The organism is Streptomyces sp. NBC_01445, from assembly GCF_035918235.1.
In the GTDB taxonomy this organism is placed as follows: Bacteria; Actinomycetota; Actinomycetes; order Streptomycetales; family Streptomycetaceae; genus Streptomyces.
Map to the genome: position 1 here is coordinate 5669381 of NZ_CP109485.1, position 16034 is coordinate 5685414.

Annotated in this window: 15 protein-coding genes; 13 read left to right on the forward strand and 2 right to left on the reverse strand. The window is 70.6% G+C overall.

All coding sequences use genetic code 11. The features are described from left to right. The first annotated feature begins 71 nt into the window (after positions 1–71). From OG574_RS25910 to OG574_RS25925, 4 genes are all read left to right on the forward strand, one after another. Positions 72–1535, forward strand: coding sequence for an aldehyde dehydrogenase (locus OG574_RS25910; RefSeq protein ID WP_326775150.1), 1464 nt, complete (start codon positions 72–74; stop codon positions 1533–1535). Positions 1536–1594: 59 nt separating this feature from the next. Then, positions 1595–2947 (forward strand): aminotransferase family protein, encoded by a 1353-nt coding sequence (locus OG574_RS25915; protein WP_326775151.1) that lies wholly within the window; start codon positions 1595–1597, stop codon positions 2945–2947. An 85-nt stretch (positions 2948–3032) separates the two neighbouring features. Next, positions 3033–4604 (forward strand): APC family permease, encoded by a 1572-nt coding sequence (locus OG574_RS25920; protein WP_326775152.1) that lies wholly within the window; start codon positions 3033–3035, stop codon positions 4602–4604. Between the two features lie 61 nt (positions 4605–4665). Beyond that, on the forward strand, positions 4666–4824 hold the full coding sequence (locus tag OG574_RS25925) for a hypothetical protein (protein ID WP_326775153.1): 159 nt from the start codon (positions 4666–4668) through the stop codon (positions 4822–4824). Between the two features lie 74 nt (positions 4825–4898). Here the strand turns inward: OG574_RS25925 and phoU are convergent, their stop codons facing one another. Then, the gene (gene phoU / locus OG574_RS25930; RefSeq protein ID WP_326775154.1) at positions 4899–5582 is read right to left on the reverse strand and encodes a phosphate signaling complex protein PhoU; all 684 of its coding nucleotides are present in this window, start codon (positions 5580–5582) and stop codon (positions 4899–4901) included. Between the two features lie 187 nt (positions 5583–5769). On the opposite strand from phoU, the gene OG574_RS25935 reads away from it, so the two are divergent. Together OG574_RS25935 and OG574_RS25940 are read left to right on the forward strand one after the other, a co-directional pair. Beyond that, positions 5770–7047, forward strand: a complete 1278-nt coding sequence (locus OG574_RS25935; RefSeq protein WP_100595663.1) for a sensor histidine kinase — start codon at positions 5770–5772, stop codon at positions 7045–7047. Then, the gene (locus tag OG574_RS25940) at positions 7044–7724 is read left to right on the forward strand and encodes a response regulator transcription factor (protein ID WP_111665435.1); all 681 of its coding nucleotides are present in this window, start codon (positions 7044–7046) and stop codon (positions 7722–7724) included. The genes OG574_RS25935 and OG574_RS25940 overlap by 4 nt, the downstream gene beginning before the upstream one ends. Before the next feature lie 165 nt (positions 7725–7889). On the opposite strand, the gene OG574_RS25945 is transcribed toward OG574_RS25940, so the two are convergent. Then, positions 7890–8549, reverse strand: a complete 660-nt coding sequence (locus tag OG574_RS25945) for a DUF461 domain-containing protein (protein WP_326775155.1) — start codon at positions 8547–8549, stop codon at positions 7890–7892. Positions 8550–9259: 710 nt separating this feature from the next. On the opposite strand from OG574_RS25945, the gene OG574_RS25950 reads away from it, so the two are divergent. The 7 genes from OG574_RS25950 (at position 9260) to OG574_RS25980 (ending at position 16027) form a co-directional block, all read left to right on the forward strand. Further along, positions 9260–9742, forward strand: coding sequence for a CarD family transcriptional regulator (locus tag OG574_RS25950; RefSeq protein ID WP_003953493.1), 483 nt, complete (start codon positions 9260–9262; stop codon positions 9740–9742). Positions 9743–10034: 292 nt separating this feature from the next. Beyond that, entirely contained in the window at positions 10035–10778 is a 744-nt protein-coding gene (gene ispD, locus OG574_RS25955) for a 2-C-methyl-D-erythritol 4-phosphate cytidylyltransferase (protein ID WP_326775156.1), read from the forward strand. Continuing rightward, entirely contained in the window at positions 10768–11262 is a 495-nt protein-coding gene (gene ispF, locus OG574_RS25960; RefSeq protein WP_100595666.1) for a 2-C-methyl-D-erythritol 2,4-cyclodiphosphate synthase, read from the forward strand. Before ispD ends, ispF begins: the two co-directional genes overlap by 11 nt. 74 nt (positions 11263–11336) lie before the next feature. Continuing rightward, on the forward strand, positions 11337–11741 hold the full coding sequence (locus OG574_RS25965) for a PPOX class F420-dependent oxidoreductase (protein ID WP_326775157.1): 405 nt from the start codon (positions 11337–11339) through the stop codon (positions 11739–11741). 93 nt (positions 11742–11834) lie between these two features. Next, positions 11835–13235 (forward strand): cysteine--tRNA ligase, encoded by a 1401-nt coding sequence (gene cysS, locus OG574_RS25970; protein WP_326775158.1) that lies wholly within the window; start codon positions 11835–11837, stop codon positions 13233–13235. Positions 13236–13320: 85 nt separating this feature from the next. Continuing rightward, positions 13321–14265: a 23S rRNA (guanosine(2251)-2'-O)-methyltransferase RlmB gene (gene rlmB, locus OG574_RS25975; protein ID WP_326775159.1), complete on the forward strand. Its 945-nt coding sequence runs from the start codon at positions 13321–13323 to the stop codon at positions 14263–14265. Positions 14266–14356: 91 nt separating this feature from the next. Next, the gene (locus tag OG574_RS25980) at positions 14357–16027 is read left to right on the forward strand and encodes a DoxX family membrane protein (RefSeq protein ID WP_326778616.1); all 1671 of its coding nucleotides are present in this window, start codon (positions 14357–14359) and stop codon (positions 16025–16027) included. Positions 16028–16034: the final 7 nt, after the last annotated feature.

Consider the following 16034-nt stretch of genomic DNA (forward strand, 5'->3'; position numbering starts at 1 on the left):
GTCCAGGGCATTGACGACCTGGCGCCCCATTGTTTGAATCCCGTCTCAAAGAAATAGAGGGGAGCCGCCGCATGAACACCTACGCAGACTGGCAGCGCCGAGCAGCCGAACTGACGCCACGTACAAGGGCGTTCATCAACGGCACATGGACCGAGTCGCACACCCGCGCCACCTTCCCCACCACCAACCCGGCCACCGGCAAGGTCACCGCTCACGTCACGCGCGGCGAAGCGCCCGAGATCGACGCGGCGGTCCGCGCGGCCCGCGCCTCCTTCGAGGACGGCCGCTGGTCCCGCACCGACCCGGCGGTCCGCAAGCGCGTCCTGCTCAGGCTCGCCGACCTGATCACCGCCAACGCCGAGGAGCTGGCCCTCCTCGACACCCTCGACATGGGCAAGCCGATCGCGGAGTCGTACGGCACGGACGTGCCCGGCGCGGCCGGCGTCTTCGCCTGGTACGCGGAGGCCGCGGACAAGCTGTACGACGAGATCGCGCCGACGCCGCCGGGCAACCTGGCGACGGTCCGCCGCCCCCCGCTGGGCGTGGTGGGCGCCGTGGTCCCGTGGAACTTCCCGCTGGACCTGGCGAGCTGGAAGCTGGCGCCGGCCCTCGCGGCGGGCAACAGCGTCGTACTCAAGCCGGCGGAGCAGTCCCCGCTGTCGGCCCTGCGCCTGGCCGAACTGGCAGCGGAGGCGGGCCTGCCCGACGGCGTACTGAACGTCGTCCCCGGCATGGGCGGCACCGCGGGCAGGGCGCTCGGCCTGCACAAGGACGTCGACACCCTGGTCTTCACGGGCTCGACGGAGGTCGCCCGCCTCTTCCTCTCCTACTCCGCCGAGTCGAACATGAAGCAGGTCTGGCCGGAGGCGGGCGGCAAGAGCCCGAACGTGGTCTTCGCGGACGCGGACCTGGACGCGGCGGCAGAGCGCGCGGCCTGGGGATTCGCGTACAACGCGGGCCAGGTCTGCTCCGCCAACACCCGTCTTCTGGTGGAGAGTTCGATCGCCGACGACTTCACGGCCCGCGTGGCGGAGCACGCGGCACGGTTCGTACCGGGCGACCCCCTGGACCCCGGCACGAACCTCGGCCCGCTGGTCGACGAGGCCCAGGCGACCCGGGTCCTCGCGGCGGTCGAGGCATCGGACGGCAAGGTGATCACGGGCGGCACGCGCGACGGCGCCTACCTCACCCCCACGATCGTCACCGGCCTGCACCCCGATGCGCCCCTGGCCCGCGAGGAACTCTTCGGCCCGGTCCTGACGGTCCACGCCTTCACCGCGGAGGAGGAGGCGATACGCACCGCCAACGACTCCCCGTACGGCCTGGCGGCCTCGCTGTGGACCAGGGACCTGGCCCGCGCCCACCGCGTCTCGGACGCCCTGCACGCAGGGACGGTCTCGGTGAACACGGTCGACGCGCTGAGCCCGCTGACGCCGTTCGGCGGCTTCAAGCAGTCGGGCCACGGCAGGGACCTGTCGCTCCACTCGCTCGACAAGTACACGGGCCTGAAGACGACGTGGATCACGTACGCGTAGCCGGGCCCGGCCGCGACCGCCCGGACAACTCCCCACCCTCTCCTGAAGGGACGAACACCATGACCCTCACCCCCGCACAGCAGCTCGCCGCCACGGACCGGGCGCACATCATCCACCCTTACCTCCCCGGCACCGCCGAGGAACGTGTGGTGATGACGGAGGGCAAGGGCTGCCGCCTCACCGACGCGGAGGGCCGCAGCTACCTCGACGCGACGGGCGGGCTCTGGCTCGCCCAGGTCGGCCACGGCCGCAAGGAGATCGCGGACGTGGCGCATGCGCAGATGCAACAGCTCGAATACTTCACGAGCTTCTGGGAGTTCTCGAACGACAAGGCGATCCGGCTGGCCGAACGCCTCACCACGCTGGCCCCCGACAACCTCAACCACGTCTACTTCACGTCGGGCGGCTCTGAGGGCAACGAGGCGGCCATCAAGATGGCCCGCTACTACCACCACCGCAGGGGCGAGGGCTCCCGCACCTGGATCCTGGCCCGCGACAAGGCGTACCACGGCATCGGCTACGGAGGCGGCTCGGCCACCGGATTCCCGGTCTACCACGAGGGCTTCGCCCCGATGATGCCGCACGTCAGCCACCTGACGCCGCCGTGGCCGTACCGCACGGAGCTCTACGGCAACGCCGACCCCACGGACTTCCTGATCGCCGAGCTGGAGGGCCGCATCGCGGAGATAGGGGCCTCCAACATCGCGGCGATGATCGGCGAACCCATCATGGGCGTGGGCGGCATGCTGGTCCCGCCGGCGGACTACTGGCCGCGCGTGCGCGAGGTCCTCGACCGCCACGGCATCCTCCTCATCTTCGACGAGGTGGTGACGGCGTACGGCCGCGTGGGCGAATGGTTCGCGGCCCAGCACTTCGACGTGAAGCCGGACATCATCACCACGGCGAAGGGCATCACGTCGGGCTACACCCCGCTCGGTGCCCTGCTCGTCTCCGACGAGGTGACGGAGGCGCTGCTCCAGGACCACGGCTTCCCGATGGGCTACACGTACAACGGCCACCCGGTGGCGGCGGCGGTGGCCCTCGCGAACCTGGACATCATCGAACGGGAGAACCTCCTGCCCCGAGCGATCACGATGGGCGAACACCTCCACCGCCAACTCACCGATGAACTGGGCGACCTGCCGATCGTGGGAGAGATCCGCTCGGTGGGCATGATGCTGGCGGTCGAGCTGGTGGCCGACCGCGAGACCCGCACCCCCCTCCCGCTGAACCCGGCCCGCATGCCGCACGACGTGATCCGCAAGGAGACGGGCGTCATCGTCCGCGACTCGGCCCACAGCCTGGTCCTGTCCCCGCCGCTGATCATGACGGAGCAGGAGGCGAAGGAGGCGGCTACGGCGATGCGCTCGGTCCTCGAACGCACGACACCGACGGGCGAGATCACCAAGTAGCCCCCGGGCCCCGCACCGCGTACATCAGTCGCGCCCCACAGCCACCCGCACGGTCCCACCCGTCCCCAGCCCCGAGGACACAGACGTGCCCGACCACAAAGAACAAGCAGCACCACCACCAAGCACCGCCGCCGTGCAATCCGCCGCCGCCGCGGAGTCCACCGGCGAAGAAACCACGCCCACCCCGACCCCCAACCTCCACAGAAGCCTCCGCCGCTTCGACATCACGGCGATGGCGGTGGCGGCGGTGATCTCCTTCGACACGGTGGGCCAGATCGCGACGGGCGGCGGAGAGGCGGTGACGTGGACGGCGGTCATCGCGGTCGCGTTCCTCATCCCGTACGCGCTGCTCTTCGCGGAGACGGGCGCGGCCTTCCCCCAGGAGGGCGGCCCCTACGTCTGGGTGAAACTGGCGTTCGGCCGGCTGACGGCGGCGGTCACGACGCTCTTCTACTGGGTGACGAACCCGATCTGGCTGGGCGGCTCGCTCGTGTTCATCGCGGCACAGACGTGGGACGGCTTCGTGTTCCGCCTGGGCCAGGGCACGTTCGCGGACTACGCGTTCAAGACCGTGTTCATCTGGACGGCGATCCTCACGGCAGTGGTCTCGCTGCGCAAAGGCAAATGGATCACCACGGCGGGCGCGGCGGCCAAGGTCCTCGCGCTCACCGTGTTCACGGCGACGGCAGTGGCGTACGGCATGGCCCACGGCTTCCGGGGCCTGACAGGAACGGCGGACAACACCACAGCCGCCACCACCTTCAGCCCCACCACGGCGGGCTTCCTGGCCCTGGTCCCGGTGCTCCTCTTCGCGTACGTGGGTTTCGAGGCCCCGAACGCCGCGGGCGAGGAGATGCACAACCCGCAACGCGACGTCCCCACAGCCCTCGGCCGCTCCGCGGCGATCGCGGCGGCCTGCTACCTGCTCCCCGTACTGGCGATCCTCTCCGTGGTCCCGCCCGGCAAGGTGACCGGCATCGGCGGCTTCATGGAGGGCGCGCAGACCATCTTCACGATCTACGGAGGCGCAAGCGGCGCGCTCCTGAAGACGACCGCGCTCCTCTTCGTCTTCGCGCTCCTCACCCAGGGCAGCGCATGGATGATCGTGAGCGACCGGATGCAGGCGATGGCGGCGGCGGACGGCGGGTTCTTCAGCCGCAAGCTGGGCGCGTTCCACCCCGGGCTGGGCACACCGGTGCGCACGAACCTGCTGTCGGGGGTGATCGCGACGGTGTTCATGGTGGCGGCGATGCGGCTCGCCGACGGCGACGCGGCGGCGGTGTTCTCAGTCGTCCTGACCGTCGCGGTGACGACGCTGCTGCTCTCGTACCTGACGGTGATCCCGGCCCTGGCGGTCCTGCGCCTGCGCCACAGGGACGTACCGCGCCCCTACCAGGTCCCGTTCGGGACGAAGGGGTTCATGATCTGCGCGACGCTGGCCTACGCGTGGATCCTCACCGGCTCATGGACGGCCCTGTTCCCGGGCACGCTGGAGGCGCTGCTCGGCATCACGTACGACTTCCACGGCACGTGGGGCGTGTCACGGACGGCGTTCGAGGCATTCACGCTGGGCACGGTCGTCGCCCTGCTCCTCATCGGCACCATCGGTCACGCAGTGGCCGGCGCGGCGAACGACCGCGCGCGCGTGCGCCGTTGACGCGCCCGCCGGGCTGGGCATGAACTGGGAGACAGGCAGTTCGCCCCGAGGAGGGAACACCATGGCCGAGTCCCCCACCCCCGAAGCCATCGCAGAGCAGCCCACGGAAGTCCCGCAGCCGCACCGGCTGGTCCTGCTAGGCGCCTGCGGCTGCGGCTCGGGCTGCGGCTGCGGCTGTCAGTCGGGCGCGCCGTGCCAGTGCGGCGGCTGCTCGGGCTGACATGACGGAACATGCCGGGGGCCCCGCACCACACAGGTGCGGGGCCCCCGGCAGACAGGTCACCCCGAGAAGGGTCAGCTGCCGTCGACCGGCTGCGGCTGAGGCGCCTGGATATCGTCGGCGTGCTCACCGGTCACGAGATACACGACACGCTTGGCCACGGAGACCGCGTGATCGGCGAAGCGCTCGTAGTAACGGCCCAGCAGGGTCACGTCCACGGCCGTCTCGATGCCGTGCTTCCACCGGTCGTCCATCAGGTGCTGGAACAGCGTCCGGTGCAGCAGGTCCATCTCGTCGTCGTCCTGCTCCAGCTGGAGCGCGAGATCGACGTCCTTGGTGATGATGACCTCGGCGGACTTCGCCATGAGCCGCTGCGCGAGCTGCCCCATCTCCAGGACGGTCGCGTGCAGGTCGTGCGGAACGGCCTTGTCCGGGAACCGCAGCCGGGCGAGCTTGGCGACGTGCTGCGCCAGGTCACCGCTGCGCTCCAGGTCCGCGCTCATCCGCAGCGAGGTCACGACGATCCGCAGATCCGTGGCGACGGGCTGCTGGCGCGCGAGCAGGGCTATCGCCCGCGCCTCCAGGTCATGCTGGAGATCGTCGACCTTCTGATCCCCCGCGATGACACTCTCGGCCAGCTTCAGATCGGCGTCGAGCATGGCCGTGGTGGCGCGCCCGATCGCCGACCCGACAAGGCGGGCCATCTCGACCAGGCCCTCGCCGATCGAGTCAAGTTCCTCGTGGTACGCGTCACGCATACAACTGTCCCTCTCACTCACTGCGGGGCTGCTGTGCCCCACGCTCCCACGTTCGGCCCTTTACGCGTCCGTTTCCGTCACCCCAAATGAATCACCTCTGTATCCAAGGTGAACTCTGGGCGACGAGTGTTCGAGGTACCACTCGGACGGCTGTGGGCAGTGCTGACAGGGCGCATAACCTGGAGGCATGGACGTGAACGCGGCGGTCGCCGCAGCGGCAGCGATCGCCGGGGTGTGCACCGGCGTGATCGCCATGCTGGCGTTTCGCTGGAGCGAACGCGACCAGAAACGCCCCACCCGTACTTCCCTGCACACGGACCCGGTCCTTCCGCCCGGCGTCGACACCGTCCTCTCCGTACTGCGCTCCTCCGCCGTCGTCCTGGACGAGGCGGACAGCGTGGTCAAGGCCAGCTCGGCGGCGTACGCCCTCGGCCTGGTCAGAGGCGGCAAGCTGGCCGTGGAGCCGATGCTCCTCATGGCCAGGGACACCCGCCGTGACGGGGAGATACGACAGGTCGAGCTCGACCTGCCCCGCCGCGGCACCGGCCGCGGGGACGCCCTCGCGGTCTCCGCGCGTGTGGCCCCCCTCGGCTCCCGCCTGGTCCTGCTCCTCGTGGAGGACCTGACGGAGGCCCGCCGCATCGAGGCGGTCCGCCGCGACTTCGTGGCGAACGTCAGCCACGAGCTGAAGACCCCGGTCGGCGCGCTCAGCCTCCTCTCCGAGGCGGTCATGGACGCGTCCGACGACCCGGAGGCGGTGGAGCGCTTCGCAGGCAGGATGCAGATCGAGGCGACCCGCCTGACGAACCTGGTCCAGGAGCTCATCGACCTGTCCCGGGTGCAGAACGACGACCCGCTGGAGGACGCCGAGCCGGTCCGCGTCGACGAACTCGTCGCCGAGGCGATCGACCGCTGCCGCCACCAGGCCGGCACGAAGCAGATCACCATGGCCGCGGGAGGCACCGCGGACCTTCAGATCTGGGGCAACCGCGGCCAGCTCGCCGCGGCTCTCGGCAACCTCGTCGAGAACGCCGTCAATTACAGTCCGGCCCGAACCCGCGTGGGCATTGCCGCGCGCCGGGTCACCGCGCCCGGCGGAGACCTCATAGAAGTGGCGGTCACCGACCAGGGCCTCGGCATCTCCGACAAGGACAAGGAGCGCATCTTCGAGCGCTTCTACCGAGTCGACCCGGCCCGATCCCGGGCCACCGGCGGCACCGGCCTCGGCCTCGCCATCGTCAAGCATGTGGCTGCCTCGCACGGCGGGGAAGTCACCGTGTGGAGCTCCGAAGGCCAGGGCTCCACGTTCACCCTGCGGCTGCCGGAGGCAGGCGCGACCCGCGACCGCGGCCCAGGACACGTAGGCGGCGACGCATACGGACACCACGTCGGCAACGACGCCGACGGGCCCGACGAGACAACCGCATACGATCCCATTCCTGCCGCCCCGGAGGTCCTTCCGTGACCCGAGTGCTCGTCGTCGAGGACGAGGAATCCTTCTCCGACGCCCTGTCGTACATGCTCCGCAAGGAGGGTTTCGAGGTCGCCATCGCGGCCACCGGCCCCGACGGTCTCGACGAGTTCGAGCGCAACGGCGCCGACCTCGTCCTGCTCGACCTGATGCTGCCGGGCCTGCCCGGCACCGAGGTCTGCCGCCAGCTGCGCGGCCGATCCAACGTCCCGGTCATCATGGTGACCGCCAAGGACAGCGAGATCGACAAGGTCGTGGGCCTCGAGATAGGAGCCGACGACTACGTCACCAAGCCCTTCTCGTCCCGCGAGCTGGTCGCCCGTATCCGCGCGGTCCTGCGCCGCAGGGGCGAGCCCGAGGAGGTCACCCCGCAGGCCCTGGAGGCCGGCCCGGTCCGCATGGACGTGGACCGCCACGTCGTCACGGTCTCCGGCTCCAAGGTCGACCTGCCCCTCAAGGAGTTCGACCTCCTGGAGATGCTCCTGCGCAACGCGGGCCGCGTCCTGACCCGCATGCAGCTGATCGACCGCGTGTGGGGCGCGGACTACGTGGGCGACACCAAGACCCTCGACGTCCACGTCAAGCGACTGCGCGCCAAGATCGAGCCGGACCCGGGGGCCCCGCGCTACCTGGTGACGGTTCGCGGCCTCGGTTACAAGTTCGAGCCGTAAACCGCGGTGGGGCTGCGCCGGGCCGTCCGGGCGGAGTCCGGCGCGGCGCTTCGAAGCCCGCGTAGCGGTGCGAGGAGCGCACGGGGGAGAGATCCCAGCCATGGAACGCCGAAGGGCGGGACCTCCCACGGGGGTCCCGCCCTTCGCCATTGCGTACGTACGTGATCAGTGCCCGGCGGTGCTCTCCGAGGCGGACGCCCCGGCGGCCGGGCTGCCCGAGGCCGACTCGGACGGCGAGGCGGAGCCGGACGGGGTGGCCGACCCGGAGGGCGTCGCGGACTCCGACGGCTCCGTGCTCGGCACGGCCGGGATCTCGCTCGGCCCCCACTTCTTGAAGTAGCTCTCGGCCGGCACGACGAACGACTGGATCTTGACGGCGCCCGTGGTGCTGAACGTGAAGGTCAGCGTCCGCACGTCACCGTCGAGGTCGGCGGTGCGGCTGTTGGGCAGCTGCGCGGACGCGTTGCCCTGCCCGCCGAGCACGAGGGAGCCGCCGGCCGGGATCGTCACGGTCTTCTTGCCGTCGGCGGCCGACAACTCGGCCTTCTTGCCGACGCCGTCGAGCAGGATCGAGTCGAGGGTCTGGGCCTTCGAGCCGTTGTTGAAGAGCGTCGCGGTCACGACGGCCGGACCCGTGGACTTCAGGTCGGGCTGCGTGATCACGGTGGCGTTCTGGATCCGGATGTCCCCGACGGAGGTCTCCGCGTTGTCCGGCTTGACCTCCAGCGTCTGGGCGTTGTTTCCAGCGCCGCACGCGGCGAGCGAGGCGATCGAGAACGCGAGGGCGGCGGCGGCGAGGGTGCCGCGTCGAAGGCTGCTGCTCACGGCGGCGGCAACTCCTAGAACGTGGGCGGTAAGGGTCTGGACGCCCTGGACGGGTGTAAAGCCGCCCTAAGGGTCTGTCAGCGGGCTCAGGTTACCGAGCCGTTCGCGCGCCGCTGCACCCGACCCGCCCCTAGGGAGTTTCGGATGGATCCCGGCCCCGGCCGATCCCCCGCTCCGACCGGCCCGCGCACCACCTGTCGCACTCGCGATCACCCTCGGGGTCACGCCCTCACCGAACTCACCGAAGACCCGCCGGCCCCGGCTCGGCCCCTCTCACCTCGCCAAACACGACAGGCCGCATTGGCCTCCCGGTCACCTTTCACATAAGTGCCCCGGGAGAGAACCTGCGGATTTCCGGTAAGGAATGCATGGCGGTACGGAAAACTGATCACCCCTCACGGTGATCAATTCCGGATTCGGGTCGCACGCGCCTCCGAGTCACCGAACGGAGTAGCGGAAGTGCAGCGCTTCGAACCGCGCAAAACGGGACGTTCAACCCCCTGCGGACCTCTCCAGGTAGGTGTACGGTGCGCGTTTCGTCTCCGTCGAAGAGCCGCTCCGACCTGCGAATACCCCCTTCCGCGGGCCCTCCGCAGCACGTTCCGGTTGTTGTTGTCAAGCCCCGAGATATGCCCTGACCTGCGAAAACGCCATTCAGAAGACGCCGTTTCCGTGTTACCCTGGATAGCCACGGAAGGGGTACCTGTCACATGACGTTCAAGGTTGGCGACACCGTGGTCTATCCCCATCACGGGGCCGCGCTGATCGAGGCTATCGAAACTCGCCAGATCAAAGGCGTGGACAAGACCTACTTGGTGCTGAAGGTCGCGCAGGGTGACCTGACGGTGCGTGTGCCAGCGGACAATGCGGAGTTCGTCGGCGTACGTGATGTGGTCGGTCAGGACGGTCTCGACCGGGTCTTCGAGGTGCTTCGCGCGCCGTACGCCGAAGAGCCCACGAACTGGTCGCGCCGCTACAAGGCAAATCTCGAGAAGCTCGCCTCCGGCGATGTCATCAAGGTCGCGGAAGTCGTCCGTGACCTGTGGCGTCGGGAGCGTGAGCGCGGACTGTCCGCAGGTGAGAAGCGCATGCTCGCCAAGGCACGGCAGATCCTGGTGAGCGAGCTCGCGCTCGCTGAGAACACGAACGAGGACAAGGCCGAGGCCCTGCTCGACGAGGTCCTCGCGTCCTGACGCGTGCCCTGACCGGCACGCGGCTGCGACAAGAAGTCCCGGGTGAAAGCCCGGGCGCATGAATAATGCCGCGGTGCCCGCTGACCCTGATGGTGTCGCCGGGCGCTGCGGCATGTTCGTACCCGCACTCTGTGCCTACTCGTGGTGCCTACCCGCTTGACTCAGCTGGTGTGCCGGGCCCGGGCAGCCGGCTCGACCGGATGTCACGGAAGGGGTCCGGTCAAGGCGTCGCGCCCGGCACTGGTGTTGGCCATACCCACCTCGGTCGAGCACACAAACCTGAACGGAAGCGATGTCTGACGAAACGCGGCCCTCGCGCACCGCGGCCGTGATTCCGGCCGCCGGCCGGGGCGTACGCCTCGGCCCGGGCGCCCCCAAAGCACTCCGCGCGCTCAACGGCACCCCGATGCTCATCCACGCCGTCCGGGCGATGGCCGCCTCGCGGTCCGTCTCCCTCGTCGTCGTGGTCGCCCCGCCCGACGAGGCGTCCGCCGCCGAGGTGAAGACCCTCCTCGCCGACCACGCGCTGCCCGAGCGGACCGACTTCGTCGTCGTACCCGGCGGTGAGACCCGCCAGGAGTCCGTGAAGCTCGGCCTCGACGCCCTGCCGCCCGGCATCGACGTCGTCCTCGTTCACGACGCGGCCCGCCCCCTGGTGCCCGTCGACACGGTCGACGGCGTCATCGAAGCCGTACGCGAAGGCGCCCCCGCCGTCGTCCCCGCGCTGCCCCTCGCCGACACCGTCAAGCAGGTCGAGGCCCGCGCCGACGGCGGACCCGAGCTCGTCGTCGCGACGCCCGAGCGGGCCCGGCTGCGCGCCGTGCAGACCCCGCAGGGGTTCGACCGCGCCACGCTCGTGCGCGCCCACGAGACCGTCACGGACAACGTCACGGACGACGCCGGCATGGTCGAGCAGCTCGGCGAACCGGTCGTCGTCGTGCCCGGGCACGAGGAGGCCTTCAAGGTCACCCGCCCCCTCGACCTCGTGCTCGCCGAGGCCGTACTCGCCCGCAGGAGGGCCAACGATGGCTTCTGAGATGCCGGTCATCCCCCTCGTCGGCATCGGCACCGACATCCACGCCTTCGAAGAGGGCCGTGAACTGTGGTGCGCCGGACTGAAGTGGGAGGGCGAGGGCCCCGGCCTTGCCGGGCACTCCGACGCCGATGTCGTCGCGCACGCCGCGTGCAACGCGCTGTTCTCCGCCGCCGGGCTCGGTGACCTCGGCGCCCACTTCGGCACAGGCCGTCCCGAGTGGTCCGGTGCCTCCGGGCTCACCCTGCTCACCGAGGCCGCCCGCATCGTGCGCGAGGCGGGCTTCACCATCGGCAACGTCGCCGTACAGGTCATCGGCCCCAGGCCGAAGATCGGGAAGCGGCGTGAAGAGGCGCAGAAGGTGCTCTCCGACGCGGCAGGCGCGCCCGTCTCCGTCTCCGGCGCCACCACCGACGGCCTGGGCTTCCCCGGCCGGGGTGACGGCCTCGCGGCGATCGCCACGGCACTGGTCGTCAGGACGGGCTGAAATACCGCTCCGGGGGCGGATGTTGGCGCAGTATCGGGTACTCGTACAGGCATCCCCCCAAGGAGTGAGGCTCCATGTCTGCCCAGCTGTCCGACGAGCTCAAGGCGTTGCTCGACACCCCGGTCTTCATCACGGTCGCCACCATCCAGCCCGACGGGAGCCCGCAGGTGTCGCCTGTCTGGGTGAAGCGGGACGGGGACGACGTGCTGTTCTCCACGACGGTCGACCGGCGCAAGGAGAAGAACCTCCGCCGCGACCCCCGTGTCACCGTCGTCGTGCAGCCCACCGACAACCCCTATACCTACGCCGAGATCCGCGGCAGCGCCGACCTCACCACCGAGGGCGGCCAGGAACTCATCGACGAGCTGTCCCTCAAGTACACGGGCAAGAAGTACGCGGAGTTCAACCCCCGCTCCGGGGACGACGCCGAGCGCGTCGTCGTGCGGATCACCCCCCGCAAGGTCGTCGGCCGCGTCTGAACGGCGGCCTGACACACGTCACAACGTCACGGTTGTGCCCCGTGTCCCCAAAGGGGTCGCGGGGCACTGCCTTGGGCCCACTACCCTGGAGGAGTGACTATTCGCCTGCACGACACCAGCGCCCGGAAGATCCGTGACTTCGTCCCGCTGACACCGGGTTGTGTCTCGATCTACCTCTGTGGTGCGACCGTGCAGGCCGCTCCGCACATCGGGCACATCCGGTCCGGCCTCAACTTCGACATCATGCGCCGCTGGTTCACGTACCGCGGCTACGAAGTGACGTTCGTGCGGAACGTCACCGACATCGACGACAAGATCATCAAGAAGGCCGCCGAACAGGGCAGGCCCTGGTGGTCGATCGGGTACGAGAACGAGCGCGCGTTCAACGACGGCTACACCGCCCTCGGCTGCCTGCCGCCCACCTACGAGCCGCGCGCCACCGGTCATGTCACCGAGATGGTCGAGATGATGCGCGGCCTCATCGAGCGCGGCCACGCCTACGAGGCGGACGGGAACGTCTACTTCGACGTGCGCTCCTTCCCCGGCTACCTGGAGCTGTCGAACCAGGACCTCGACGAGCTGCGCCAGCCCTCCGGCGACGGCGAGACCGGCAAGCGCGACCCGCGCGACTTCGCCATGTGGAAGGCCGTCAAGCCCGGGGAGCCCAGCTGGGAGACCCCGTGGGGCCGCGGCCGGCCCGGCTGGCACCTGGAGTGCTCGGCGATGGCCCACAAGTACCTGGGCTCCGCCTTCGACATCCACGGCGGCGGCATCGACCTGATCTTCCCGCACCACGAGAACGAGATCGCCCAGGCCAAGGCCTTCGGTGACGAGTTCGCCAAGTACTGGGTGCACAACTCGTGGGTCACCATGAGCGGCGAGAAGATGTCGAAGTCCCTGGGCAACTCGGTCCTCGTGTCCGAGATGGTCAAGGACTGGCGCCCGATCGTGCTGCGCTACTACCTCGGCACCCCGCACTACCGCTCGACCATCGAGTACAGCGAGGAGGCCCTGCGCGACGCCGAGTCCGCGTTCGCGCGGATCGAGGGCTTCGTGCAGCGCGTCACCGAGCTGGCCGGGGGCGTCGTCGCCCCCGCCGACGAGGTGCCGCCCGCCTTCGCCGAGGCCATGGACGACGACCTGGGCGTGCCGCAGGCGCTCGCGATCATCCACACCACCGTCCGCCAGGGCAACAGCGCCCTCGCCGCCGACGACAAGGAAGCCGCCGTCGCCCGCCTCGCCGAGGTCCGCGCGATGCTCGGCGTCCTCGGCCTGGACCCGCTCGACCCGCACTGGGCCGGCGAGACCGAGCGCGGCGAGGACCTGCACGGGGCCGTCGACACCCTCGTACGGCTCGTCCTGGAGCAGCGCGAGTCCGCCCGTGCCCGCAAGGACTGGGCCACCGCCGACGCCATCCGCGACCAGCTCGGCCAGTCCGGGCTCGTCATCGAGGACAGCCCGACCGGGCCGCGCTGGACGCTCGGCCCGCGCTGACGACCTGCGCGAATGTGCCGCTCGGGCCTCCGGGCGGCACACTTCATATACGTACGCACATACGCATCACACAGACAGGTAGATCATGGCCGCGAACAACCGCCGCATGTCCGGCAAGAAGGGCGCGCAGGTCGGCAGTGGCGGCCAGCGACGCCGGGGACTCGAAGGCAAGGGTCCGACGCCGCCCGCCGAGGCGCGCAAGGGACACAAGAAGAACCGCATCGCGGGCGCCAAGGCCAAGCAGGCCACCCGCCGCCCCGCGACGCTGAAGAGCCGTGGCGGCAAGGGCACGTCCGAGATGGTCGTCGGACGCAACTCCGTCGTCGAGGCGCTGCGCGAGGGCGTGCCCGCCTCGATGCTCTACGTCCAGCAGTTCATCGACAACGACGAGCGGGTGCGCGAGGCGCTCCAGCTCGCCGGTGAGCGCGGCGGCATCCACCTGATGGAGGCCCCCCGCCCCGAGCTGGACCGCATGACGAACGGCCTCAACCACCAGGGCCTCGTCCTCCAGGTCCCGCCGTACGAGTACGCGCACTCGGAGGACCTCGCCGCCGCCGCGTACGACCAGGGTGAGGACCCGCTGATCGTCGCCCTGGACGGCGTCACCGACCCCAGGAACCTGGGCGCCGTCGTCCGCTCCGTCTCCGCGTTCGGCGGCCACGGCGTCGTCGTGCCCGAGCGGCGCGCGGCCGGCATGACCGCCGGTGCCTGGAAGACGTCCGCGGGCGCCGCAGCCCGCACGCCCGTCGCCCGCTGCACCAACCTGACGCGCGCCCTCGAGGCGTACAAGAAGGCGGGCATCGCCATCGTCGGTCTCGCGGCCGACGGCGAGCACACCGTCGGTGACCTCGAAGCCCTCGGCGGGCCCGTCGTCATCGTGGTCGGCAGCGAGGGCAAGGGCCTGTCCCGCCTCGTCGGCGAGACCTGCGACTACCGCGTGCGGATCCCGATGCCGGGCGGCACCGAATCCCTCAACGCCGGTGTCGCGGCGGGCGTCGTCCTGTACGAGGCGGCCCGCCGCCGTTCCTGACGGGGTGTCCGGGCCGCGATCTTGACGCGGTCCGGACATTTGCACGCGGTCAAGGCAGTGTCCTAAACACACATCACTCGGTTAGATGAGTGTGGACACCAGAACACCCCGCACACCTACGGGGGACCGCTCGCCCGGATTCGGCCCCGGATTCGATTCCGGATTCGACGACGGTCCCGCGCTGAGCATGGTGAAGGTGCCGTGCGATCCCGCGCAGGTCGTCGTCAATCACGCGAGTTTCCGCGTGCAGCTCCCCCGGGCGCAGGAGACGCAGTCTCCCCGTATCGCCCGGCACCTGGGCTCGCTGGACCAGACCGCTCGCACCCCCGTCGTCGGCGCCGCCGCCGCGCGCCGCCGCGCCCCCGTCGTCTGGAGCGGCCGGTCCGCGCCCGGCGACCCCGGCGCGACCGGTCTCCTCCAGGCGGCCCGCAGAGCAGGCGAGGGCGCGCTTCCCCAGCACGGCTACGGGGGAGGGGAGGGCGGCGCCACCCAGGTCATCCCGCGCATCGACTTCGACAGCGACCTCAGGGACGACGCCACCGGCGAACTGCCCACGGTCACCGCGCAGGGCACCCGCCTCCTCCCGCAGATGCGTCAGTCCGGCAGCGCCTTCGAAGAGCCGCCGCCGTACGAGGAACCCTCGTACGACGAAGGCGGGTTCGGCGACGACGAGTACGGCGACGGGGACGATCGGAACGCCTCCCGGCGGCACGGTGCCGACCCGGTGCGGCACGCGTACTACCCCGGCCGCCGGATGAACCTCGGCGTCGTCCTCCTCCCGCTGCGCGTCTTCCTCGGCTTCATCTCCATGTACGCCGGCATGGGCAAGCTCTGCGACCCCGTCTACTTCGACGGCGGCGATCGCGGCTCCATGGTCAAGTGGCTCAACTCGCTGCACCCGTGGGCCCTCGCCGAACCCCTGCGCGACTTCGCACTCCAGCACCCCGTCGGCGCCGGGCTGTGCATCGCCTTCCTCCAGGTCGTCGTCGGCGTGCTCACCGTGCTCGGCCTCTGGCAGCGCGTCGCGGCCGTCTTCGGCGTACTGCTCTCGGCCGCGCTCATCGTCACGGTCAGCTGGAAGACGGTGCCCGCCTACGACGCGCCCGACATCATCTACCTGGCCGCCTGGTCCCCGCTGATCATCGCGGGGGCGCCCGTCTACTCCATCGACGGACGCCTCGCGGGCGGCGCCTGGCGCCGGCTCGGCCCGCGCGCCGAACTGTGGGATCTGCGGCGGTACGTGCTGCGCCGCGGCACCGTCGTGACGACCGTGGTCGTCGGCCTGACCCTGCTCATCGGCTCGCTGCTCGGCGGCGCCGTGCGCGACGCGGGCCGCGTCACCGCCCCGGGACCCGGCGAGGCCCCGCGCAACGAACTGCCCGGCTCCCCGCTCCCGTCGGAGCCCGGCCGCAAGCAGCACCGCTCGCAGAGCCCGTCGGCGTCCAACACACCTACGCAGGGCGCCACTTCGGCGAACCCGTCCGGCGCGGCGAGCTCGCCGGGATCCGCCCCGGCCACGGGTACCGCCAGCGGCGCGGGCCAGCCCAGCCAGACGCAGGGCACCGGCCAGGCGCCCCCGCAGTCGGCCCCGCCGGCCCAGCAGCAGCCCCCGGCGTCCAGCAGCGGGCCCTCCTCCAGCGGCGGCACGGGCACGGGCGGCGGCACCGGTACCGGTGGCGGCACCGGCGGGTCGGGTGGTTCCGGCGGTGGCGGCGGCGGGGACAAACCGGGGGGTCTCCTCGGCGGAGTACTCGGCGGCTGACCACACC

Coding starts and splice junctions, on each gene's coding strand:
- OG574_RS25925 (WP_326775153.1), top strand. CDS start 4,666: ATGGCCGAGTCCCCCACCCCCGAAGCCATCGCAGAGCAGCCCACGGAA.
- rlmB (WP_326775159.1), top strand. CDS start 13,321: ATGGCCGCGAACAACCGCCGCATGTCCGGCAAGAAGGGCGCGCAGGTC.
- ispD (WP_326775156.1), top strand. CDS start 10,035: ATGTCTGACGAAACGCGGCCCTCGCGCACCGCGGCCGTGATTCCGGCC.
- OG574_RS25935 (WP_100595663.1), top strand. CDS start 5,770: ATGGACGTGAACGCGGCGGTCGCCGCAGCGGCAGCGATCGCCGGGGTG.
- OG574_RS25915 (WP_326775151.1), top strand. CDS start 1,595: ATGACCCTCACCCCCGCACAGCAGCTCGCCGCCACGGACCGGGCGCAC.
- OG574_RS25965 (WP_326775157.1), top strand. CDS start 11,337: ATGTCTGCCCAGCTGTCCGACGAGCTCAAGGCGTTGCTCGACACCCCG.
- ispF (WP_100595666.1), top strand. CDS start 10,768: ATGGCTTCTGAGATGCCGGTCATCCCCCTCGTCGGCATCGGCACCGAC.
- phoU (WP_326775154.1), bottom strand. CDS start 5,582: ATGCGTGACGCGTACCACGAGGAACTTGACTCGATCGGCGAGGGCCTG.
- OG574_RS25910 (WP_326775150.1), top strand. CDS start 72: ATGAACACCTACGCAGACTGGCAGCGCCGAGCAGCCGAACTGACGCCA.
- OG574_RS25950 (WP_003953493.1), top strand. CDS start 9,260: ATGACGTTCAAGGTTGGCGACACCGTGGTCTATCCCCATCACGGGGCC.